The sequence below is a fragment of the Mesorhizobium sp. B2-2-3 genome, assembly GCF_006442405.1.
Classification (GTDB): domain Bacteria; phylum Pseudomonadota; class Alphaproteobacteria; order Rhizobiales; family Rhizobiaceae; genus Mesorhizobium.
In genome coordinates, this window is sequence record NZ_VFWC01000004.1 from 184,164 (window position 1) to 205,753 (window position 21,590).

Here is a 21,590-nt window from a genome sequence, read left to right on the forward strand (position 1 = left end):
CGCCCGCCGGGCGCCGGCAACGACAGTCAATCTCCAGTTTGGGAGTGCTAAGGTGTCTTCGTCCAATTCCATTATCCGCTGGCTGCCGGTTGCCGGCCTGATCGTCGCGGCACTCGGCCTGGCCGGTTGTTCCCAGGAGAAGGCGGAGGTCAGGGATATCATCCGCCCCGTCAAGGTCGTCGAGATCGGCGCGGCGCAGACCACCCGCCAGCTCGATTACTCCGGCTCGGTGCGTGCTCGCACCGAGATGAATCTCGGCTTCCGCGTTGCCGGCAAGGTCACCGAGAGGCTCGTCGACATCGGCCAGCATGTCACCTCGGGCGACGTCCTCGCCCGCATCGATCCCTCCGACTACGAGCTTTCGGTCAAAAGCGCCGCGGCGAGCCTTGACGCCGCCGAGCGCCAGGTCGAGACGGTGGATCTCGCCAGGAAGCGCGCCGAGCAGCTTTATGCCAAGAATTTCGCGCCGAAATCGCAGCTCGAGCAGGCGACGCTGGCCTACAACCAGGCGGTCGCGACGCGCGATGCCGCCCGCTCGACCCTCGCCCAGGCTCAGAACCAGGTCCACTATACCGACCTCAAGGCGAGCGAGAACGGCATCGTCACCGCGGTCAGTGCCGATGTCGGCCAGGTGGTCGGTGCCGGCACGCCCGTGATGACGGTTGCCGTCGATGGCGAGAAGGAAGTGCTGATCGCGGTACCGGAAATGGATATTGCCGGCTTCAGGCAGGGCAAGGAGGTCAAGGCAAGCTTCTGGGCGGACGATGCGCTGACGCTTGCCGGCAAGGTCCGCGAAGTGGCCGGCAGCGCCGACCCGCAGTCGCGTACCTTCGCCGTTCGCGTCTCGCTTCCCAACGATCCGCGCGTGCTGCTCGGCATGACCGCCAACGTGCAGGCGTCGATCGACAGCAAGACCCAGCTGGTCTCGATCCCGCTCAGCGCCCTGGCTGAAAAGGACGGCCAGAAGATCGTCTGGACCGTGGACCGCGGCAGCGACACCGTGCATTCGCGTCCGGTCAAGATCGCGAACTTCACCGCCGATGGCGTCGCGGTTGCCGACGGCCTCAAGCAGGGCGACGTCGTGGTTGCCGCTGGCACCCAGTTCATGACCGACAATCTGAAGGTCAAGCTGTCCGGCGATAGTCTCCAGCAGTCCGCCTCGGCGGCGGACGACGCTGCCACCAGCAGCCTGCGCTGACAGCCAGGCACTACGAAAGCCCCCCCTGTCTTGGCGGCGCGAGCCGCAAGACCGGGCAGGCCATGGTTTCCGGGCGGCAGGCGCCCGATCGTCGAGACGCCGGCAAGATGGCTCCCCCGCATCAGTGTCGCGTCACACGCGATGCGAGTCTCTCCGCTTGAGGGAGCTTCGCCGCCCGGAAGCCAGACGAAGAACGCATGAACGGCATGATGAACCTGCCTTGCAGATCAATTGGACTGGACTGGCGCCATGACCACCGACAGCAACACTGAAAAGCGGCCTTTCAACCTCTCGCGTTGGGCGATCGGGCATCCGAGCATCGCACGTTTCCTGTTCGGCCTGATCATCCTTGCCGGTGCGCTCGGCCTGATGCGCATGGGCCAGAAGGAAGATCCCGATTTCACCTTCCGCGTCATGGTCGTGCAGGCGATCTGGCCGGGTTCTTCGATCCAGGAGATGGAAGACCAGGTCGTCAACAAGATCGAACGCAAGCTGCAGGAAACGCCGCATCTCGACTTCGTGCGCTCCTACACGCGCGCCGGCAGCACCATCATCACGGTTCAGATCAAGGGCGACACCAATGCTGCCCAGGTCAACGACGCCTTCTATCAGGTGCGCAAGAAGGTCGGCGACATAGCAGGCGATCTGCCGCAGAGCCTGCTCGGCCCCTATTTCAACGATGAATTCGGCGACACCTTCATCACCTTGCATTCCATCAGCGGCGATGGCTTCAGCTATCCCGAATTGAAGAAGTTCGCCATCCAGGCCCGCGACATGCTGCTGACGACGCCCGGCGTCGAGAAGGCGGTCATCATCGGCGACCAGCCCGAGAAGATCTATATCGACGTCTCGTCCAAGGCGCTGGCCGAGCGCGGCCTGACGCTGACCGACCTGCAGAACGCGATCAAGGGACAGAACAATGTCGACCCGGCAGGCTCTGTCGACACCGGCCTGCGCTCGGTCCGCATTTCGGTTGAGGGCGATGTCACCAGGGCGGCCGACATTCGCGAGCTGCGCTTGCGCGCCGGCAACCAGGTGACGCGCCTTGGCGATATCGCCACCGTGAGCTCGGGGCTGGAGGATCCTTTCGAGCGCAAGTACCGGTTCAATGGCCACGAGAGCGTCCAGCTCGGTGTCGTCATGGCCAAGGGCTTCAACGTCACCGATGTCGGCAAGGACGTCGAGGCGACCTACAAGCGATTCGAGGAGGCGCTGCCCTATGGCGTCTCCGTCGACCAGATATCGGACCAACCCGAGGTCGTCAGGGACGCTGTCAGCGAGTTCATGCATGCGCTCGGCGAAGCGCTGCTGATCGTGCTCGTCGTCTCGTTCCTGTCGATCGGCTGGCGCTCCGGACTTGTCATTGCGATCGCCATCCCGCTGGTCCTGGCCGCCACTTTCGCCATCATGTACGAGATCGGCATTGACCTGCAGCGCATTTCTCTCGGCGCCTTGATCATCGCGCTCGGCCTGCTTGTCGACGACGCCATGATCGTCGTCGAGATGATGGAACGCAAGTTGGAGGAGGGGCTGGTCAAGATCGAGGCGGCGGGTTTCGCCTATTCCTCGACCGCTTTCCCGATGCTGACCGGCACGCTGATCACCACCGCCGGCTTCATTCCGGTCGGCTTCGCCGCCTCCACCGCCGGCGAATATGTCCGCACGCTGTTCTACGTCGTCGGCATCGCGCTCGTCGTGTCCTGGTTCGTGGCGGTCTATTTCACGCCATGGCTGGGATATATGATCCTCAAGCAGCGCAAGCATGCCGGCTCCCACCACGACGTCTTCGACACCAGCTTCTATCGCCGGCTTCGCTCGACCGTTACCTGGGCCGTGCGCCATCGCATCATCGTGCTGACGATGACGCTGGTGACCTTCGCCGCCAGCCTGTGGGCCTTCCAGTTCATTCCGCAGAACTTCTTCCCGCAATCGTCTCGCCCGGAAATCCTCGTCGATCTCTGGCTGCCGGAAGGCACCAGCATCAAGGAAGTCGAGACGCAGGCCAAGGCGCTGGAAGCCAAGATGATGGACGACAAGGACAAGCGCTTCATCGCCACCTATATCGGTGAAGGCGCGCCGCGCTTCTTCCTGCCGCTGGACCAGCAGCTCAGGAATCCGAACTTCGCCCAGCTTCTTGTGATGGCCAATGACGAGCCGGCGCGCGAGCGGCTGATCGTCAAGCTGCGTACCATCCTGGCGCAGGACTTCCCCTCCATCCGCGGCAAGGTCGACCGCTTGTTCCTCGGGCCGCCGACAGGCTGGCCGGTGCAGATGCGCGTCATGGGTCCGGACCGCCAGGAAGTGCGGCGCATTGCCGACCAGGTGAAGGCGAAATTCCAGGCCAACCCGCTGCTCGGCGCCGTCCATGACGACTGGCTGGAACCTGTGCCGGCGATGAAGCTGGTCATCGACCAGGACCGCGCCCGCGCGCTGGGCGTCACCTCGCAACGCATTCGCCAGATGCTGCAGGCGTCCATGTCCGGCGCGCCGCTGGGCGACTTCCGCGACGGCGAAGAAACGGTGTCCATCGTCGCCCGCGAGCCGGATGCCAGCCGCGCGCTGCTGTCCTCGGTCGATTCCATCTACATCCCGACCGATTTCGGTGGCTTCGTGCCGCTGTCGCAGGTGGCCAAGGTTGTGCCGGTGCTGGAGCAAGGCGTCGAGTGGCGGCGCGACCGCTTGCCGACCATCAGCGTGCGGGCGACCTTGCCCGACGGCGTGCAGTCCAACGACGTCGTCACCAAGATGTACAACGACATGAAGGGCCTGCGCGACGGCCTGGCGCCCGGCTACAAGATCGAGATCCAGGGCGGTGCCGAGGATTCGGCGGAAAGCCAGGCTTCCATCGCCGCCAAGGCGCCGATCATGCTGGCCGTCATCGTCATATTGCTGATGGTCCAGCTGCAGCATTTCGGCAAGGCGATGCTGGTGCTGGCCACCGGTCCGCTCGGCATCATCGGTGCGGCCGCGGCCCTTTTGATCAGCGGCGCGCCGTTCGGCTTCGTCGCCATCCTCGGCGTCATCGCGCTGCTCGGCATCATCATGCGAAACTCCATCATCCTCGTCGACCAGATCGACCAGGACATCGCGAAAGGCATGGAACGCTCCGAAGCGATCATCGGCTCGGCTGTGCGCCGTTTCCGGCCGATCGTGTTGACGGCAATGACCGCGGTTCTGGCGCTGATCCCGATCTCGCGCGGCGTATTCTGGGGGCCGCTCGCCTACGCCATGATGGGCGGCATTCTGGTTGCAACCGTGCTCACCATCCTGGTGCTGCCCGCTGGCTACGCCCTGTTCTTCGGCCGCGAGCGCAAGAAGGTGCCGACCGACGAACAGACGCCCGAACCAGAAACCGTCGAAGGCGTCGAGAGGCCGCAACTCGCTTTGGCGGCTGAATGAACGAAATCGGCCGGTCTCATTTGAGACCGGCCAATTTCTGTTCTTGCGGAGCCGAAGGCCGCTTGCCCGTCAGGCAAATCAGATGACGAAAAACCAGTTGGCGATCAGCATTACCGCCACGCCGGCGACCAGCGTCAGATAGGGCAGCATGCCCGCCTTCTTCACCGAGAGGTCCGCTCCCGCCATGCCGAGGTCGGCCAGCATGTGGTCGGGGAACTTGCCGCCGTCCTGGATGTAATGGCGGAAGCAGAACACCGGGATGATCAGCGCCGCGGTGATCAGCCCGGCCCACAGCGCCATCGGGTTCCACACCTTGGCGCCGGCGCCCATGAAGATCGCGTTGACATAGGCGAAGACCGCCCCGATCCCCAAGAGCCACGTCGGGGCCTTCCATGGCCGCGCGATATGGCCGTTGTCGATGCGATGGATCCAGCCGGCATTGAGGTTGAGGAAGTTGAAGATGATGTAGCCGCAATTGGATACGGCGAGAATGAAGAAGAAGCTCGTCGCATCGGCCGAGGCGATCGCCAGCACGATCAGGTTGAAGCACAGGTCGGTCCACATCGCCCGCGTCGGCGCGCCATGCTCGTTGACATGGCTGAGGTAGCGCGGCAGCCAGCCGTCGACGGAGCCCTGGTAGAGCGTGCGCGAGGAGCCGGCCATAGCCGTCATGATGCACAGCACAAGCGCCAGGATCATCAGCATCACCAGCAGGCTGTGGATAAGCCCGCCGCCGCCGACCATGCCGGCGAGAGCATCCGCCACGCCTGAGCCGTCAACGATCGGCGTCGCCAGCATGCCGTTGAGGCCGAGCACGCCCTGGAAGGTGAACGGCACCAGGATGAACAGCAGCATGCAGAGCAGGCCGGAATAGAAGATGGCCTTGAAGGTGTCGGTGCCCGGGTTCTTGAACTCGGAGGTGTAGCAGACGGCGGTCTCGAAGCCATAGGTCGACCAGGCGGCGATGAACATGCCGCCGAGCACCAGCGTCCAGCCGGCGATGTTCCAGGCGCCGGGCTCTGGCGCATAGGCGGCGGCCAAGGGAACCAGCGGCGAGAAATTGGCCCAGTTGATCTGGCCGGTGAAGATCGGCACGACGCCGACGATCAGCATCGGGACGATGACCAGCAGGCCGATATATTTCTGCACATTGGCGGTGCCCAGGATACCGCGATGCTGGATCGAGAAGATCATCAGCATCAGCACGGCGCCGATGAAGAAGGTGGCGTTGAAGGTGAAGGACACCGGACCCAGCGTGTGACTGAACGCCGACCACGTGCGGATCGCCGGGGTCGCCGCCGCGGTCACCGCGGTAATGGCGTCGCCGGCGCTCGTTCCGGCATGTGCCGCGATATAGGCGGCGACCTCGGGCGACGTGTCGGTAAAGATCGGCACCGGCGCCAGCGCATTGAGGATATAGGCGGCGGCGATCGAGCAGCCGAGCGAGAGCACCGGCGACCAGGCAAACCAGTTGCACCATACCGACAAGGGCGCGATGAACTTGGAGTAGCGCAGCCAGGCGGTGGCGCCGTAGATCGAGGCGCCGCCCGATTTGTTCGGGAACAGGCCGGCGATCTCGGCATAGGTGAAGGATTGCAGGAAGCCCATGACCATGGACACCGTCCAGATCAGGAAAGCGAGCGTCCCGGTCGTGCCGGCAATGCCGCCGATCGAGAACAGGACGAGGGCCGGGACGCCGCTCGCCACCCAGAAGGCGCCGCGCCAGTCGATATGCCTGAGCAGCTTGCTTTCGGCAGGCTGGTCCAGGACTGTGCTTATGGTGCTCATGTCGGTGAATTCCCCTTTTTGATGTTCCCCGCCGGCGACGCCTCGGCTGTGCGAAGCTTGCTCCCGGCCAATATCGCCGCGACTTCAGTGTTTCCACTCAGTCGTATTTTTTTCTTAGGAGTGAAGATTGATCCGGCGCGCTTTCACGTCAAGCGTTTTGTCGCGCCGTGCACATCACGCTTGCGGGCGGGCGCACAAATGTGCCCCGCGGCGCCGCCGATGGGCAATCCCGTATGCCCGGAAGGCCGCGGTCAGGAACGCGGCCTGGTCTTCTGCGGATCGTAATGGGCGAAGGCCACGACTCGCGCCGGCAGCCGCTTGGCGTGGCCGTCGAGCTTGCCGATTTCAACTCGCGCGCCGATGGCGGCGTGGGTGACATCGAGCCGCGCCAGCGCGATGGTCTTGTTCAGCACCGGCGAGCGCATGCCCGACGTGACGACCCCGATCTGGGCGCGGCCGACATGCACGCAATCGCCATGGCCGACCGCGACGTTGGCATCGATGTCGAGCCCGACCAGTTTGTTCTGCGGGTTCTCCTTGCGCCGGATCAGCGCCTCGCGGCCGATGAAGTCGTCGGTCTTGGACTTCAGCGGCACGGTGAAGCCGATGCCGGCCTCGAACGGGTCGGTCTGGTCGGAGAACTCGTAACCGGCGAAGATCAGCCCGGCCTCGATGCGCACCATGTCCAGCGCCTGCAGGCCCATCGGCTTCAATCCATGCGGCTGGCCGGCGGCCCAGATCGCGTCGAAGACCTTTTCGGCGTCGCGCGGATGACACCAGATCTCGTAGCCGAGTTCACCGGTATAGCCGGTGCGCGAGACGACGACCGGAACGCCATTGCCGCCGCCGATGCGCGCGACGGCGAAGCGGAACCATTCCAGTTCCTCGATCGACGGCTGCAGCGGCGAGGTCCAGATCACCTTCCTCAGGATGTCGCGGCTCTTCGGCCCCTGCACGGCGATATTGTGCATCTGGTCGGTGGACGAGCGCACCAGCACGTTGAGGCCGAGCTTTGTCGCCGTCTCGCGCAGCCATTCGCCGGACAGATCGTCGCCGCCGACCCAGCGGAAATTGTCCTTGCCGAGCCTGAGCAGCGTGCCATCGTCGATCATGCCGCCATGCTCGTAGCACATGGCGGAATAGACGACCTGGCCCACGCCGAGCTTCTTGACGTCGCGGGTCAGCGTGTATTGCAGCAGCGCTTCGGAATCCGGGCCGGTGACCTCGAATTTGCGCAGCGGCGACAGGTCCATGATCACGGCGTCCTGCCGGCAGGCCCAGTACTCGGCGATCGCGCCTTCCCTGGCGAAGGAATTGGCCAGCCAATAGCCCCTGTACTCGACGAAGTCGCGGGTGTGCTTGGCAAAGCTCGAATGAAAGGAGGTCTCGCGGGTCATTTTCGGTTCCGAATCGGGCGTCATGCGTCTGGCGATCGCACGCGAGAATTTGTGCTGGCCGGAATAGGTGCGCACATGGATGTCGGTCAGGTCCCAGCCATTGGCCGGCGTCGTGTCGTCGGGGCAGGCGGAGGACACGCAGACGATGTCGGTCAGCGCCCGCAGCAGCACATAGTCACCTGGCCGCGACCATGGCTCGTCGGAGACCATGACGCCATGCGCGTCGATTGCCGTGTTGAAGAAGAAGTTGATAGCCATCCAGCCGGCGCGTGGCGTGACGCCCTTGTCCGACAGCGCGCGGTTGAAGTTCTCCGAGCAGTTGGCATGGCCGGGATAGCCGATGTCATCGTAATATTTGGCGGCGCATGCGAGCGCGAAGGCGTCGTGCCGGCCGCATGTGTCCTGCACCACTTCGACCAGCGGCTCCATGTCCTGGTCGTAATATTTCGAGTGCAGCCCCGGCATCGGATAGCTCGATCCCATCAGCGTGCGTGTCGTCGTCACATCGAGCGGATGGTCGAGCCCCCTGTCCAGCTTGCGCGCCGAAAAGCACTGGAAGTCGGTGCATTGGCGCCCGTCGACGTCGATGATCTGCAGATAGTCGCCGGCTTTGACGAAATAGGATTCCGCCGTCGCCGAATGGACGCGCAGGTCGAGCACCGGATCGGCGAGCGGGTCGGCCAATTGCGACTTCGCCGCCGGACGGATGGTGGCACGCCGCACGATCACGGTAAGCGGCGTCGCCGTATCATGGCCGTCGACCAGCATCGGCCCGCCGGGCGCGGCGATCACCACCGAGCCGACGCGCGCAACGCTGAAAGCCTGTTCGGTGCCGGCCGGCGTGGCGCCGCCGAATACGCGCACCGCCTTGGCCTGGTCGAGCTGCACCTGCCGGCGCGCGAGCCCGCGCCGCAGGGACGCGAGACTGTCATCGCCCTCGGCAAGCAGCACCTTGATGCCGGCGGCATTGCTGTTGGATTTTTCCCCGAGGATGGAGGGATCGGTCGCACCCGTGCCATCCCACGCCAGCAGTTCGCAAGCCTGGCCGCCCTCGACATTGCGCACCGTGATGGTGTCGCCGGCCTCGACCTCGATCAGCACCGCACCATTGCCCTGGACCGTATAGCGCTCCATGCCCGGCGGCAGCGCGATCTGGCCGGGCCGCAGGATCAGGCTCGGCCGGGGTGGTCCGGATGCGACGGCAGGGTAGGGCGACTGGCTCATCTCAGCCTTGCGGTTCGAGAAACAAGTTTGCCTGTGTGTGAAATTATTTTAGCAGCAAGAATAGCAGTGCGGGTGGGTTTGGCAAGGCGGTGGTGGGGCAGGTTCTTCCTTCTCCCCTTGTGGGGTCCGAAGGACGGGGCGAGATTCGTGGCTCGCCCCAGGGCGGTGGATCAGTGCCCAGCGCCGAGACGGTTGAGGGGGTGGGTGACGGCGTGCCGTCATTGCCAAGCTGGAGCGCCACTCATCCGACCTCGCTCCGCGAGGCCACCTTCTCCTACAAGGGGAGAAGGGAAGGGCGTGCGCAAAGCTACGTCACTTCCTCGGAATGGCTGATATCCACACCATATTCCGCCGCCGCATCGAGCATCGTGTGCCACAGGCTCTCGGCAAAGGTCGCGAAGACCAGAACGTTGAACACCGCCTGTCCGTCCGCCCGATCATTCCCACGCCAGAGCGTGACGCTGGTGTGATCCATCGAGGTTGCGGCGGCAGAGCCGACCGCGAACACACCGGCATGCAGATCGAGCGATGAAAGCTTGGCCAACATCGCCCGCGCCTTGTCACCGGAGATGCTGATCAGCGCCCGCGCATGCGACTGGTCGGACAGCGAAGCCGATCCGGCAAGCAGAGGAGCAAGCGCCTTCATCCCGTGCTTGCCACTCTTCGACAGCACGAAAAACTGATCCGGCCCGGACCAGATCAGCGTGGCGTCCGCAATCCGCACCGCCTTGGGCGCATCCGGACCGGCAATGCCGAAACACGCCGTCGCAGCCCTGGCCAGGTCACCCGCCTTGCCGCGGCGTGCCATCACTTGCACGAGGTCGAAATTGCGGATCTCGGTCAGCGAAACGCCGGTATCGCCCTGCGCGCCACGCGGACCGACGACCAGCGTGCGGTCGAGAGGGCTGCGCGCATCCCAGGTAAATTCAGCCACGCTGGCGCCCTCCATCCGGGTCGTAGAAGACGGGATTGCACAGTTCGACATCATACTCCTCTGCGCGCAGCGGATCGTGCGCGCGCACGGCCTCGCCGATACGCTCGCGACCACGTTCCACGAGAGCAAGCCCGATCCATTGATCCGATGTCGGCGAGAAGCAGACTGAGGTGACATAGCCCTGGTCGTTATCAGGTCCGGGCGTCTGGCCCTTCGGAACGATGTGCGCGCCGGAGCGCAGCCGCCGCGCCTTGTCGGTCGGCTTGATGCCGACGATGACCTGCCGGTCCGGCGCGACCAGTGCCTCGCGCCCGGCCATGACGCGGCCCACAAAATCCTTCTTGGTCGACATCATCTTGCCCAGGCCGAGGTCGGCGACCGTGGTCGTGCCGTTCAGTTCCGGTCCGGCGACATGGCCCTTTTCGATGCGCATGACGCCAAGAGCCTCGGTGCCGTATGGCGTCACGCCGAACGGCTTGCCGGCCAGCATCAGATTGCGCACGAGCGCCTCGCCATAGCGCGCCGGCACCGAAATTTCGAACGCCATTTCGCCGGAGAAAGAGATGCGGAACAGCCGCGCCTTGATGCCGCCGCGCAGCGCGACTTCGCGTGCACCCATGAAGGGGAAGCCCTCGTTCGACAGGTCCTCGGCCGGATCGACGATCTCCTTCAGCAGATCACGCGTCTTCGGCCCGGCGACCGAAAACTGCGCCCACTGGTCGGAGACAGAGGTCAGTTGCACATCGAGTTCCGGGAACAGCACCTGCCGGCAGAATTCGAGATGCTGCATCACCAGTCCGGCCTTGGCGGTGGTGGTGGTGAGGAAATAATGATCCTCGGCCAGCCGCGAGGTCGTGCCGTCGTCGTAGACGAACCCGTCCTCGCGCAGCATCAGCCCGTAGCGCGCCTTGCCGACGGCGAGGCTGGAGAAGGTGTTGATGTAGACGCGGTCGAGGAAGGCGCCGGCATCGGGGCCGTGCACGTCGATCTTGCCGAGCGTCGAGACATCGCAGAAGCCGACGCCGGAACGCACCGTCTTGACCTCGCGTGTGACTGATTCCAGCCAGTCCTTCTCGCCCGTGTGCGGATACCATTGCGCGCGCTTCCACAGGCCGGTGTCGACGAAGACGGCACCCTGTTCGGCGGCCCAGTGATGCGAGGGCGTCAGCCTTGTGGCGTGAAAAGTCTCGTCGCGGTGATGGCCGGCAAAGGCGCCGATCGCGACCGGCACATAGGGCGGGCGGTAGATCGTCGTGCCGGTTTCGGGAATGGACTTGCCCGACACCACGGCCATGATGGCAAGGCCGGCGACGTTGGAGGTCTTGCCCTGGTCGGTCGCCATGCCGAGCGTCGTGTAGCGCTTCAGATGCTCGACCGACTCGAAGCCCTCGCGCTGCGCCAGTTCGATGTCGGAAGCTGTGACATCGTGCTGCTGGTCGACGAACGCCTTGCCCTTGCCGGCGACATGCCAGAGCGGCGTCAACGAGAACGCCTCGTCATCGGCAGTCGGTGCTGTGCCGGCCTTGCCGCAGCGCCCGGCGTCGAGCGCGGCCGCCGCGCCTGCTGCAAACCCTCCCGCCAGGCAGGCGCCGAGACCGAACGAGCCATTGGCTGCACCGGCGGCGACCATGCCGGGAGGCGCGCCGTCGGGCACGAAGGCGGCGATGTCGTCGCGCCATTTCGGCCGGCCGCGATGATAGGAGGTGAGCCCGACCGCCGGGTTCCAGCCGCCGGAGACGGCAAGCCCGTCCGCTTCCACTTCGGCTCGCACGCCGCCGGTGAGAGAGACGGAGATTTTCCTCACACCGTCCTTGCCGCCGTCCGCACGGCTGACGGCGCCATGCAGCACCGGGAAGCCGCTCTTCGAGGCGAGCGAACGATGGGCGGGCGAGACGTCAGGCCGTGCGTCGATGACCGCCGCAATCTGCAAGCCTGCGCCGAGTACTGTCTCGACCGTGCGCCAGCCATCCTCATTGTTGGTGAACAGCGCGATGCGTTTTGCCGGCGCGGCGGCATAGCGCGCGACATAGGTCCGCATGGCCGAAGCCATCATCACGCCGGGCGTATCGTTGCCGGCAAAGACGACCGGCCGCTCGAGGGCGCCGGCCGCGACGACGCATCGCCTGGCCACGATGCGCCACATGCGCTGGCGCACCTGGTGCTCGGGCGGCGAGGGCAGATGGTCGTTGACCCGCTCGATCGCGCCATAGGTGTCGCCATCGTAGACGCCGAACAGCGTCGTGCGGGTCATGATGCGGACATCGGGCATTGCCTCGAGTTCCGCCAGGGTTCGCGACAGCCACTCGTCTGCCGGCAGCCCGTCGATCGTGCCGCCATCCGAGAGCAGGCGGCCGCCGGGAATAAAATCCTCTTCGCACAGGATGACGCGGGCGCCGGAGCGGCCGGCGGCAAGGGCCGCCGCAAGCCCGGTCGGGCCGGAGCCGGCGATCAGCACGTCGCAATGCGCCCAGGCCTTGTCATAGTGGTCGGGATCGGCAACGCCGGCGGCGCGGCCGAGGCCTGCGGCGCGGCGGATCGCCGGCTCGTAGATCGCCTCCCAGAATTTCGCCGGCCACATGAAGGTCTTGTAGTAGAAGCCGGCGACGAAGATCGGCGCGAAGAGCTGGTTGACCGACATCACGTCGAAATGGAGCGACGGCCAGCGGTTCTGGCTGGCGGCCTCGAGCCCTTCATAGAGCTCGGCGGTCGTGGCCTTGGTGTTCGGCTCGCGGCGTGCGCCGGTGCGCAGTTCGACCAGCGCGTTGGGCTCTTCCGAGCCAGCGGTCAGAATGCCGCGCGGACGGTGGTATTTGAACGAGCGGCCGACCAGCTTGACGCCGTTGGCGATCAGCGCCGACGCCAGCGTGTCGCCCTCGAAGCCGAAGAACGTCTTGCCATCGAAGCGGAAGCTCAGCGGTGACGAACGATCGACGAGGCCGCCGGTCGGGAGACGATGGGATTGGGAGGAAGTCACGATGCAGTCCCATGCACTGGCGTCGCGCTGCCGCTCATCGCCCTGCCGCTTCTTACCCTCCCCCTGGTGGGGAGGGTCGCTGCGAAGCAGCGGGGTGGGGGGGCGGCGCAGACCCCCACCCGGACCTGCGGTCCGACCTCCCCACAAGGGGGAGGTAGAGGCCTGGCGGAGTTCGCGGCGCTGAGCTGGACAGAAAAATTCATTTCGCAACCTGCCTCGCCCCGGCGCCCGCCGCTGGCTCCACGGCCGAAATTTCGTGCGTCAGCGTGTTGCGGGTGACCTTCAGCCACGCCCGGCAGCCGCCGCCGTGGTACCAATTCTCGTCCATCACGCCGGCGACATTGTCGCGCAGGTAAACGTAGTCGAAGACATCGTCCTCCGAAGCGCCAGTCGCCGGACGCACCGGCTTGGCGTCGCCGAGATAGGTGAACTCGCCGAGTTCGCGTTCGCCGCAGAAGGGACAGGTGATGCGCATGGCAGGGCCTTCAGTGCAGGTTCGGTTGGGCGCCTTGGCCCTTTTCGTCGATCACGGCTCCGGACCGGAACCGGTCGAGCCGGAAGCGGGCGGCCTCCTTGTGGGATTGGTCGCGGGCCAGCAGGTGGGCAAAAACGAGGCCTGAGCCCGGCGTCGCCTTGAAGCCGCCATAGCACCAGCCGGCATTGAGGTAGAGCCCGTCGACCGGCGTCTTGTCGATGATCGGCGAGCCGTCCATCGACATGTCCATGATGCCGCCCCACTGGCGCAGCAGGCGCACACGGCCGATCATCGGCATCAGCGCCATGCCGCCTTCGCAGACGTCTTCCATCACAGGCAAATTGCCGCGCTGGGCGTAGGAATTGTAGCCGTCTATGTCGCCGCCGAAGACCAGGCCGCCCTTGTCCGACTGGCTGACGTAGAAATGGCCGGCGCCGAATGTCATCACATTGGGGATGAGCGGCTTGATCGCCTCGGAGACGAAAGCCTGCAGCACATGGCTTTCGATCGGCAGGCGCAGGCCCGCCATCGCGGCGACGCGCGAGGAGGAGCCCGCGACGGCCATGCCGACTTTCCCGGCGCCGATCTTGCCGCGCGAGGTCCCGACGCCGGTCACCTTGCCGTTGGCGTCGCGCACGAAGCCCGTCACTTCGCAATTCTGGATGATGTCGACGCCGAGCGCGCTCGCCGCATGGGCGTAGCCCCAGACCACCGCGTCGTGCCGCGCCGTGCCGCCGCGCCGCTGCAAGAGCCCACCTTGCACGGGAAAGCGCGCATTGTCGAAATTCAGGAACGGCATCATCTTCTTGACCGCGGCAAGGTCGAGCAATTCGGCATCGATGCCGTTGATGCGCATCGTGTTGCCGCGCCGCGCATAGGCGTCGCGCTGCGCGTCGGAGTGATAGAGGTTTATGACGCCGCGCTGGCTGACCATCGTGTTGTAGTTGAGGTCCTGCTCCATCCGCTCCCACAGCTTCATCGATAATTCGTAGAAGCCGGTGTTGCCGGGCAGGCCGTAATTGGAACGGATGATGGTGGTGTTACGGCCGGCATTGCCGGAGCCGATCCAGCCCTTTTCCAGCACGGCCACATTCCTGATGCCGTACTCGCTGGCGAGGAACCAGGCGGTGGCCAGACCATGCCCGCCGCCGCCGATGATCACCACGTCGTAGCGGTCCTTCGGGCTGGCGTCGCGCCAGGTGCGCTGCCAGTTCTTGTGGCCGGAGAAGGCGGCGCGGGCGAGCGAGAAGATCGAATATTTCATACGTTCATTCCGAGGTCGCTCGCACGCTGCGCCGGTCAGATATCCAGCGTGTGGTCGCGCTCCCATTGCGTGAAGTGCGAAGCATAGGAATTCCATTCCTGGTGCTTCAGCTTTAGATAAGCCGACGAGAATTCCTCACCCAGCGCCGTCTTGAGCGATTTGTCATTGTCGAATTCGCGCAACGCGTCGAGCAGGTTGAGCGGCAATTTCGGCGCGCCCTCCACCGTGTGACCGTGCTGGTACATGTCGATGTCGTAGCGCCTGCCGGGATCGGCCTTGGAGCGGATGCCGTCGAGGCCGGCGGCGATGATGACGGCTTGCAGCAGATAAGGGTTGGCCGCGCCATCAGGCAGCCGCAGCTCGAAGCGGCCGGGGCCGGGCACGCGCACCATGTGGGTGCGGTTGTTGCCGGTCCAGGTCACCGTGTTCGGCGCCCAGGTGGCGCCCGAAATGGTGCGAGGCGCGTTGATGCGCTTGTAGGAATTGACGGTCGGGTTGGTGATGGCGGCGAGAGCCGAGGCATGTTTCATGATACCGCCGAGGAAGTGCTTACCCTTGGCCGACAGGCCGAGCTCCATCGAATTGTCGGCAAAGACATTGGTCTTGCCTGATTTGTCCCACACCGAGATGTGCGCATGGCAGCCATTGCCGGTCAGTCCCTGGAAGGGCTTGGGCATGAAGGTGGCGCGCAGGCCGTGCTTTTCCGCGATCGACTTGACCATGAACTTGAAGAAAGAATGCTTATCGGCGGTCGCCAGCGCATCGTCGAAGGCCCAGTTCATCTCGAACTGGCCGTTGGCATCCTCGTGGTCGTTCTGGTAGGCGCCCCAGCCGAGCGCCAGCATGTGGTCGCAGATCTCGGCGATGACGTCGTAGCGGCGCATCAACGCTTGCTGGTCGTAGCATGGTTTCGCCGCCGTATCATATTCGTCGGAGATCGTTTTGCCGTCGGGCGAGATCAGGAAGAATTCCGCCTCGACGCCGGTCTTGACATGCATGCCGTCGTTAGCGGCTTCCGCGATCAGTCGCTTAAGCGTGTTGCGCGGTGCCTGGTCGACCTCCTTGTCGTCCATGATGCAGTTGGCGGCGACCCAGGCGACGTCAGGCTTCCAGGGCAGCTGGATAACCGAATTCGGATCCGGCACCGCCAGCATGTCGGGATGTGCCGGCGTGAGGTCGAGCGAGGTAGCGAAACCGGCGAAGCCGGCGCCATCCTTCTGCATATCTGATATCGCCTGTGCCGGCACCAGCTTGGCGCGTTGCCCGCTGAACAGGTCGGTGTAGGAGATCATGAAATATTTGACGTTTTTCGCCCTTGCGAACTCTGCAAGATCAACTGTCACGGAAGTTCCCCATTTTTTGTCGATTGTTGGCCCTAGAGCATATGGCCTTCGGCCCTTTGTTGATCAGAAGCCGTTCTTCCCCGGTATCCAGTTGGTGCCGGCCAGCGGCACGCCGGCCATCGCGGCGGCCTCGATCGTGAGCGCGACGAGATCCTCGGGTTCGAGATTGTGCAGGCTGTTCTTGCCGCAAGCGCGGGCGATGGTCTGCGCCTCCAGCGTCATCACCTTGAGATAGTTCGCCAGCCGGCGGCCGGCGGCCACCGGATCGACCCGCTTCATCAGTTCGGGATCCTGCGTGGTGATGCCGGCCGGGTCGCGGCCCTCGTGCCAATCGTCATAGGCGCCTGATGTGGTGCCGAGCTCGTTGTACTCCGCCTCCCAGCGGGGATCGTTGTCGCCGAGCGCGACAAGGGCAGCCGTGCCGATGGAGACCGCGTCGACGCCGAGCGCCAGCGCCTTGGCGACATCGGCGCCGTTGCGGATGCCGCCCGAGACGATCAGCTGCACCTTGCGATGCATGCCGAGATCCTGCAGCGCCTGCACCGCCGGCCTGATGCAAGCGAGCGTCGGCTGGCCGACATTCTCGATGAACACTTCCTGCGTCGCCGCCGTGCCGCCCTGCATGCCGTCGACGACGACGACGTCGGCGCCGGCCTTCACCGCAAGCGCTGTGTCGTAATAGGGGCGGGCGCCGCCGACCTTGACGTAAATCGGCTTTTCCCAGTCGGTGATTTCGCGCAGTTCGAGAATCTTGATCTCGAGATCGTCCGGCCCGGTCCAGTCGGGATGGCGCGAGGCCGAGCGCTGGTCGATGCCCTTGGGCAGCGTGCGCATCTCGGCGACGCGGTCGGAGATCTTCTGTCCGAGCAGCATGCCGCCGCCACCAGGCTTGGCGCCCTGGCCGACGACGACCTCGATTGCATCGGCGCGGCGCAGATCGCGCAGGTTCATGCCGTAGCGCGACGGCAGATATTGGTAGACGAGTTGCTTGGAATGACCGCGCTCTTCCTCGGTCATGCCGCCGTCGCCGGTCGTGGTCGAGGTGCCCGACAGCGTCGCGCCGCGCCCGAGCGCTTCCTTGGCCGGGCCCGACAGCGAGCCGAAGCTCATGCCAGCAACGGTGATCGGGATTTTCAGCTCGATCGGCTTCTTGGCATGGCGTGAGCCCAACACGACTGATGTGTCGCAGCGCTCGCGATAGCCTTCGAGCGGATAGCGCGAGATCGATGCGCCCAGGAACAGAAGGTCGTCGAAATGCGGCAGCTTGCGCTTGGCGCCGGCGCCCCGGATGTCATAGATGCCGGTGGCCGCGGCGCGGCGGATCTCGGAAAGCGTGTAGTCGTCGAAAGTCGCGGATTTGCGCGGCGTCGTCGGCGGGTTGCGATAGGTCATGCTGCCTCAATACGCGTCGGCGTTGTCGATATTGAAATTGTAGAGCGTGCGCGCCGAGCCGTAGCGCTTGAACTCCGACGGCTTGACGCCGGTGACGCCGGCACGATCGAGCAGGCCCTGCAGCAGTTCCAGGTGCTCGGGCCGCATTTCCTTGGCGATGCAGTCGGCGCCCAGGCTGTCGACCTTGCCGCGCACGAACAGCCGTGCCTCGTAGATGGAATCGCCGAGCGCGTCGCCGGCATCGCCCAGCACCACCAGATTGCCGGACTGCGCCATGAAGGCCGACATATGGCCGATATTGCCGTGCACGACGATGTCGATGCCTTTCATCGAAATGCCGCACCGCGAGGACGCATTGCCCTCGATGACGAGCAGCCCGCCCTTGCCGGTGGCGCCGGCATATTGGCTGGCGTCGCCTTTGACTGTTATCGACCCCGACATCATGTTTTCGCCAACGCCGGGTCCCGCCGAACCATGCACGGTGATGGCACTGCCGGAATTCATGCCGCCACAGTAATAGCCGACGCTGCCGTGCACATCGATGCTGACCGGCTGGTCGACACCGACGGCGACCGAATGGCTGCCCTTCGGGTTCAACACTTCCCAGGCGGTCTCGTTCGAGCCTGGCGTCAGATTGTGCAGTGCCTGGTTGAGCTCGCGCAACGACATCTGGTCCAGGTCGAACACCCGGGAGGCATGGTCGCTCGCCGCCGCGGTTGAAAGTTTTGTTGCCGGCATGAACTCAATGCTCCCAGAAATAGACGGTTGCGGGTTCCGGTTCCCAGACTCTCGCATTGTCTATGCCGGGCAATTTGGTCAGCGCGCGATATTCCGAGCCGAAGGCGACATACTGGTCCGTTTCGGCCATCACGGCGGGCTTGCAGGCGATCGGGTCGCGCACCACGCCGAAGCCGTTCTTGGTGCCGACGACGAAGGTGAAGAAACCGTCGAGATCTGAGAGGGTGCCCTCCAGCGCCTCGCCGAGGTTCTTGCCATGCGCCATCTGGGAGGAGAGATAGGCGGCCGCCACTTCGGTGTCGTTCTCGGTCTCGAATTTCATGCCTTCGCGGACCAGTTCGCGGCGAACGTTGTTGTGGTTGGACAGCGAGCCATTGTGCACCAGGCACTGGTCGGCGCCGGTCGAGAACGGATGCGCGCCCATCGTCGTCACCGCCGATTCCGTCGCCATGCGGGTGTGCCCGATGCCATGCGTTCCGGTCATCCCACGGATGTCGAAGCGGTCGACCACAGCCTCGGGCAAGCCGACTTCCTTGTATATTTCCACGGCTTCGCCGGCACCCATGATGCGGATGTCGGGCCTGAGCGACTGGATGGTCTCACGCGCGGCATCGACCTTTTCGGGCGTGGTCCTGATGACGGCATGCGTCGATTTTACCATGACGCTCACCGGCACGCCGAGCGCCTTGGTGAGTTCGGCGTCCAGTCCACGGAAATCACGCTCCGGCCTCGGCGACTGGATGGTGATCTTGGCCTCGTTGCGGGACGGCGCGCCATAGATCGCGATGCCGGCGCTGTCGGGTCCGCGATCGCTGAGCGATACCAGCATCTGCGACAACATCGCACCGAGCTGCGGCTCCAGCGCTTTGTCCTTGAGGAAAAGTCCAACGATTCCGCACATGCCAGCCTCCAGACCCTTTGTAGCTAAAAATGATGTATCGAATGAGTTCGGGGAATTCAATTGGTATGAAAAAAATATTCCTCTCGTTACGCGTTGTATTTTGTCCCATCCGGCGGCCCATCGCCTTGCCGGCGCATGGAATGGGCCCATTTGGCGGTCCGGATACGAGCCATCTTGTAGGCGTCAAGGATCGACAGCGCATAGATCAGGAAGCCGCCGGCGTGGCGGCCGACAAAGCTGGCGTCGGGCGGGGCGATCTTCGCCGTCACCCAGGCCAGGATGACCATGAAGAAAAGAAACTGCAGGCCGCGCGTGGGAACGCCCAGCATGACGTGGCCGCTGCCCGGCAGCAGGGTTGCCGCGCCCAAGACGATATATGGGCTGGTAGGTCCGGGCGAGGGGGTTGCGCCGGTCATGCCGCTTTCCGTTCGTTCCTGTTGATCGCGTCGCGCAGTCCCGAAAGGGATACGAGCAGCCGCGAGATCAGCGCCGGGTCGATTTGCGCGTCACCGAAAGCGGCTTGCCGGAAGACACCGTAGCGGGCCCGCTCGGCTTCGGCCAGCAGCCAGACGATACGCACACCCTTTGGCGTGATCAGTAGCTCCTTGGCGCGTCCTTCTGAAAAGGGCTCCAGATGGTCGGCGATGATGTTTTGCGGGAAGCGCACGCCTCTGCGGTCCGTTCGAAGCACCGCCTCGGCGGGAAAGCCGGGCGCCTTCGGCAGCGTGTGGTCGAGATGGTCGAAATTGGAGAATGTCGTCGGCGAGCCCGGCCGCATCATCATGTCGAAGGTGCCGGGCACGGCTGTTTTCTCCGTTATCGATACGCTGAGCCAGCGCGCCGGCAGCTTTCTCGTCGCCAGCGTGTCGACGATGGTGCGCAACTGCACGCGCTGGCCGTTCCACGAGCCTTCCCACGTAACGACGCCGGCAGTACCGTCCGAGACATCTTCGGCGTCGGCAATGACGGCGCGGATGCTGGCCTGGTCGGCGGCGCGCGCCACGGCAGCCCTGTCGCGGCTGCGGCGTGCCAGCCAGGCAAAGTGCAGGACGAGAGCCAGGACAGCCGCCCCGGCAAGCAGTGCTGACGTCACCTCGGACATTTCGTCATGCCAGGCCCGCCCAATTCGGACGGGCCTACTCCCATCAATAGCCCTGCGGTTTCGGCCACGGCATGGTGAACTGGTCGCCGCGCCGCACGAATTTGTAGCGGTAGAAATGGAACCACAGCGAGATCAGGAAATAGAACGCGACCATGGCGATGAGCTGCGAGCCGAAGCCGAGGAAGATGGCGAAGAAGGTGACCACGCACAGGCAGAACAAGACGATCGCCGGCAGCGGGTGAAAGGGATGCGTGTAGCCGCGGCGGATCGAACCCAGAGGCCACTTCTTCCGGAACATCATGATGTTGATGCTCATGAACGTATATTGCAGCACGCCGGACAGGATCGAGAAGGTGATTGCCTGGTTGAGGTCGGCGATAAAGGCGAAGGCGAGCGCGATCGGCAGCAGGAACAGGATCGAGCGGTAGGGCGTGCGGTATCTCGGGTGCACCGCCGAGAACCAGCTCGGCAGGTAGCGATCGCGGCCGAGCGAGAACCAGGCGCGCGCCGCGTCGTTGATGCAGCCATTGGCGGACGCCAGTGCGGCAAGCAGCGTGGCGATGAACAGCAGGTTTTCCAGCAGCGGGTTGCCGGTCAGCTTGCCGGCGTCCCACAGCGGATAATAAGTGATGCCGAGATATTCCCAGGGCATCAGCGAGGCGCAGACATACCAGGTCATGGCGGCGGCGATCAGAAGCGTGATCATGCCGGCCATCGTGCCATAAGGCAGCGAGCGCGCGGGCGAGCGCACTTCCTCGGCCGCCTGCGTGGTGCCCTCGATGCCGAGATAGTACCAGATGCCGAACTGGAAAGCGGCGATGACGCCGATCCAGCCATAGGGCAGCGCATTGTCCGGGGTGACCAATTCGTTGAGCTTCAGCACCGCGCCTTGCGTCCACGGGCTGACCGAGAAGAACAGGATGACGATGGAGATATAGGCGATCGCGGTGATGACGAAGTTGACGTTGAGCGTCATCAGCACGCCGCGATAGTTGAGCCATGCCAGGACGACGATGGTGGCGGCGATGAAGGAGTTGTGGGTGAGACCCTCGACGCCCGCCTTGGCGACGATCGTGTCGCCGAGCAGGATGGCGTCCGACACTTCGAGCATCGTGTAGGCAAAGACCAGGAACAGCGCGACGTTGAAGGCCATCAGCGGCCCGACGATGTGCTTGGCCTGCGCATATTGGCCGCCCGCGGCGGCGACCGTCGACGTCACTTCGGAATCGATCATGGCGACCGAGGTATAGAGCAGCCCGACGACCCAGCAGACAATCAGCGCGGCAAGCGCGCCGCCCTTGTCGGCGGAGAAATTCCAGCCGGTGAACTCGCCGACCAGGACGATGCCCACACCCAACGCCCAGACATGGGCCGGGCCAAGCACCCGAAGCAGCGAGACCCTGTCGCCATTTGTTGCCGAACCCGCAGTTTCAACCACGACCGTCATCGATCAATCCCCAC

The 21,590-nt window shown here is 64.5% G+C and carries 15 protein-coding genes; 2 read left to right on the forward strand and 13 right to left on the reverse strand.

Annotation, left to right across the window (positions count from 1 at the left end; genetic code table 11):
• The first annotated feature begins 52 nt into the window (after positions 1–52).
• Complete coding sequence (locus tag FJ951_RS09455) at positions 53–1,198, forward strand: efflux RND transporter periplasmic adaptor subunit (protein ID WP_140514682.1); 1,146 nt, start codon at positions 53–55, stop codon at positions 1,196–1,198.
• A gap of 249 nt (positions 1,199–1,447) precedes the next feature.
• Entirely contained in the window at positions 1,448–4,597 is a 3,150-nt protein-coding gene (locus FJ951_RS09460; RefSeq protein ID WP_140514684.1) for an efflux RND transporter permease subunit, read from the forward strand.
• Positions 4,598–4,675: 78 nt separating this feature from the next.
• Here the strand turns inward: FJ951_RS09460 and FJ951_RS09465 are convergent, their stop codons facing one another.
• The 13 genes from FJ951_RS09465 to FJ951_RS09525 all read right to left on the reverse strand — a co-directional run bounded on the left by FJ951_RS09465 (position 4,676) and on the right by FJ951_RS09525 (position 21,576).
• Positions 4,676–6,385, reverse strand: coding sequence for an APC family permease (locus FJ951_RS09465; protein WP_140514686.1), 1,710 nt, complete (start codon positions 6,383–6,385; stop codon positions 4,676–4,678).
• Between the two features lie 251 nt (positions 6,386–6,636).
• The gene (locus FJ951_RS09470) at positions 6,637–9,006 is read right to left on the reverse strand and encodes an aminomethyltransferase family protein (protein WP_140514687.1); all 2,370 of its coding nucleotides are present in this window, start codon (positions 9,004–9,006) and stop codon (positions 6,637–6,639) included.
• A gap of 307 nt (positions 9,007–9,313) precedes the next feature.
• Entirely contained in the window at positions 9,314–9,940 is a 627-nt protein-coding gene (locus FJ951_RS09475; protein ID WP_140514689.1) for a sarcosine oxidase subunit gamma family protein, read from the reverse strand.
• Complete coding sequence (locus tag FJ951_RS09480; RefSeq protein WP_140514690.1) at positions 9,933–12,914, reverse strand: sarcosine oxidase subunit alpha; 2,982 nt, start codon at positions 12,912–12,914, stop codon at positions 9,933–9,935. The genes FJ951_RS09475 and FJ951_RS09480 overlap by 8 nt, the downstream gene beginning before the upstream one ends.
• A 199-nt stretch (positions 12,915–13,113) precedes the next feature.
• Entirely contained in the window at positions 13,114–13,389 is a 276-nt protein-coding gene (locus FJ951_RS09485) for a sarcosine oxidase subunit delta (protein ID WP_140514692.1), read from the reverse strand.
• Positions 13,390–13,399: 10 nt separating this feature from the next.
• A complete protein-coding gene (locus FJ951_RS09490; protein ID WP_140514693.1) occupies positions 13,400–14,653 on the reverse strand; it encodes a sarcosine oxidase subunit beta family protein in 1,254 nt (417 codons plus the stop codon).
• A 35-nt stretch (positions 14,654–14,688) separates the two neighbouring features.
• Positions 14,689–15,996, reverse strand: a complete 1,308-nt coding sequence (glnT, locus tag FJ951_RS09495) for a type III glutamate--ammonia ligase (RefSeq protein WP_140514695.1) — start codon at positions 15,994–15,996, stop codon at positions 14,689–14,691.
• 63 nt (positions 15,997–16,059) lie between these two features.
• Positions 16,060–17,388: an FMN-binding glutamate synthase family protein gene (locus FJ951_RS09500; RefSeq protein WP_140514697.1), complete on the reverse strand. Its 1,329-nt coding sequence runs from the start codon at positions 17,386–17,388 to the stop codon at positions 16,060–16,062.
• Between the two features lie 6 nt (positions 17,389–17,394).
• The gene (locus FJ951_RS09505; RefSeq protein ID WP_140514698.1) at positions 17,395–18,126 is read right to left on the reverse strand and encodes a GXGXG domain-containing protein; all 732 of its coding nucleotides are present in this window, start codon (positions 18,124–18,126) and stop codon (positions 17,395–17,397) included.
• A gap of 4 nt (positions 18,127–18,130) precedes the next feature.
• Positions 18,131–19,027, reverse strand: coding sequence for a glutamine amidotransferase family protein (locus tag FJ951_RS09510; RefSeq protein WP_140497865.1), 897 nt, complete (start codon positions 19,025–19,027; stop codon positions 18,131–18,133).
• 86 nt (positions 19,028–19,113) lie between these two features.
• Positions 19,114–19,443, reverse strand: a complete 330-nt coding sequence (locus FJ951_RS09515; RefSeq protein ID WP_140514700.1) for a hypothetical protein — start codon at positions 19,441–19,443, stop codon at positions 19,114–19,116.
• Positions 19,440–20,129, reverse strand: a complete 690-nt coding sequence (locus FJ951_RS09520) for a hypothetical protein (RefSeq protein ID WP_181165153.1) — start codon at positions 20,127–20,129, stop codon at positions 19,440–19,442. The genes FJ951_RS09515 and FJ951_RS09520 overlap by 4 nt, the downstream gene beginning before the upstream one ends.
• 43 nt (positions 20,130–20,172) lie before the next feature.
• Positions 20,173–21,576, reverse strand: coding sequence for an amino acid permease (locus FJ951_RS09525; protein ID WP_140514701.1), 1,404 nt, complete (start codon positions 21,574–21,576; stop codon positions 20,173–20,175).
• Positions 21,577–21,590 lie beyond the last annotated feature (14 nt).

Excerpts from the sequence above, each read along its gene's own strand:
- FJ951_RS09460 (WP_140514684.1), top strand. The coding sequence starts at position 1,448 with ATGACCACCGACAGCAACACTGAAAAGCGGCCTTTCAACCTCTCGCGT.
- FJ951_RS09465 (WP_140514686.1), bottom strand. The coding sequence starts at position 6,385 with ATGAGCACCATAAGCACAGTCCTGGACCAGCCTGCCGAAAGCAAGCTG.
- FJ951_RS09470 (WP_140514687.1), bottom strand. The coding sequence starts at position 9,006 with ATGAGCCAGTCGCCCTACCCTGCCGTCGCATCCGGACCACCCCGGCCG.
- FJ951_RS09485 (WP_140514692.1), bottom strand. The coding sequence starts at position 13,389 with ATGCGCATCACCTGTCCCTTCTGCGGCGAACGCGAACTCGGCGAGTTC.
- FJ951_RS09490 (WP_140514693.1), bottom strand. The coding sequence starts at position 14,653 with ATGAAATATTCGATCTTCTCGCTCGCCCGCGCCGCCTTCTCCGGCCAC.
- FJ951_RS09500 (WP_140514697.1), bottom strand. The coding sequence starts at position 17,388 with ATGACCTATCGCAACCCGCCGACGACGCCGCGCAAATCCGCGACTTTC.
- FJ951_RS09505 (WP_140514698.1), bottom strand. The coding sequence starts at position 18,126 with ATGCCGGCAACAAAACTTTCAACCGCGGCGGCGAGCGACCATGCCTCC.
- FJ951_RS09510 (WP_140497865.1), bottom strand. The coding sequence starts at position 19,027 with ATGTGCGGAATCGTTGGACTTTTCCTCAAGGACAAAGCGCTGGAGCCG.
- FJ951_RS09515 (WP_140514700.1), bottom strand. The coding sequence starts at position 19,443 with ATGACCGGCGCAACCCCCTCGCCCGGACCTACCAGCCCATATATCGTC.
- FJ951_RS09520 (WP_181165153.1), bottom strand. The coding sequence starts at position 20,129 with ATGTCCGAGGTGACGTCAGCACTGCTTGCCGGGGCGGCTGTCCTGGCT.
- FJ951_RS09525 (WP_140514701.1), bottom strand. The coding sequence starts at position 21,576 with ATGACGGTCGTGGTTGAAACTGCGGGTTCGGCAACAAATGGCGACAGG.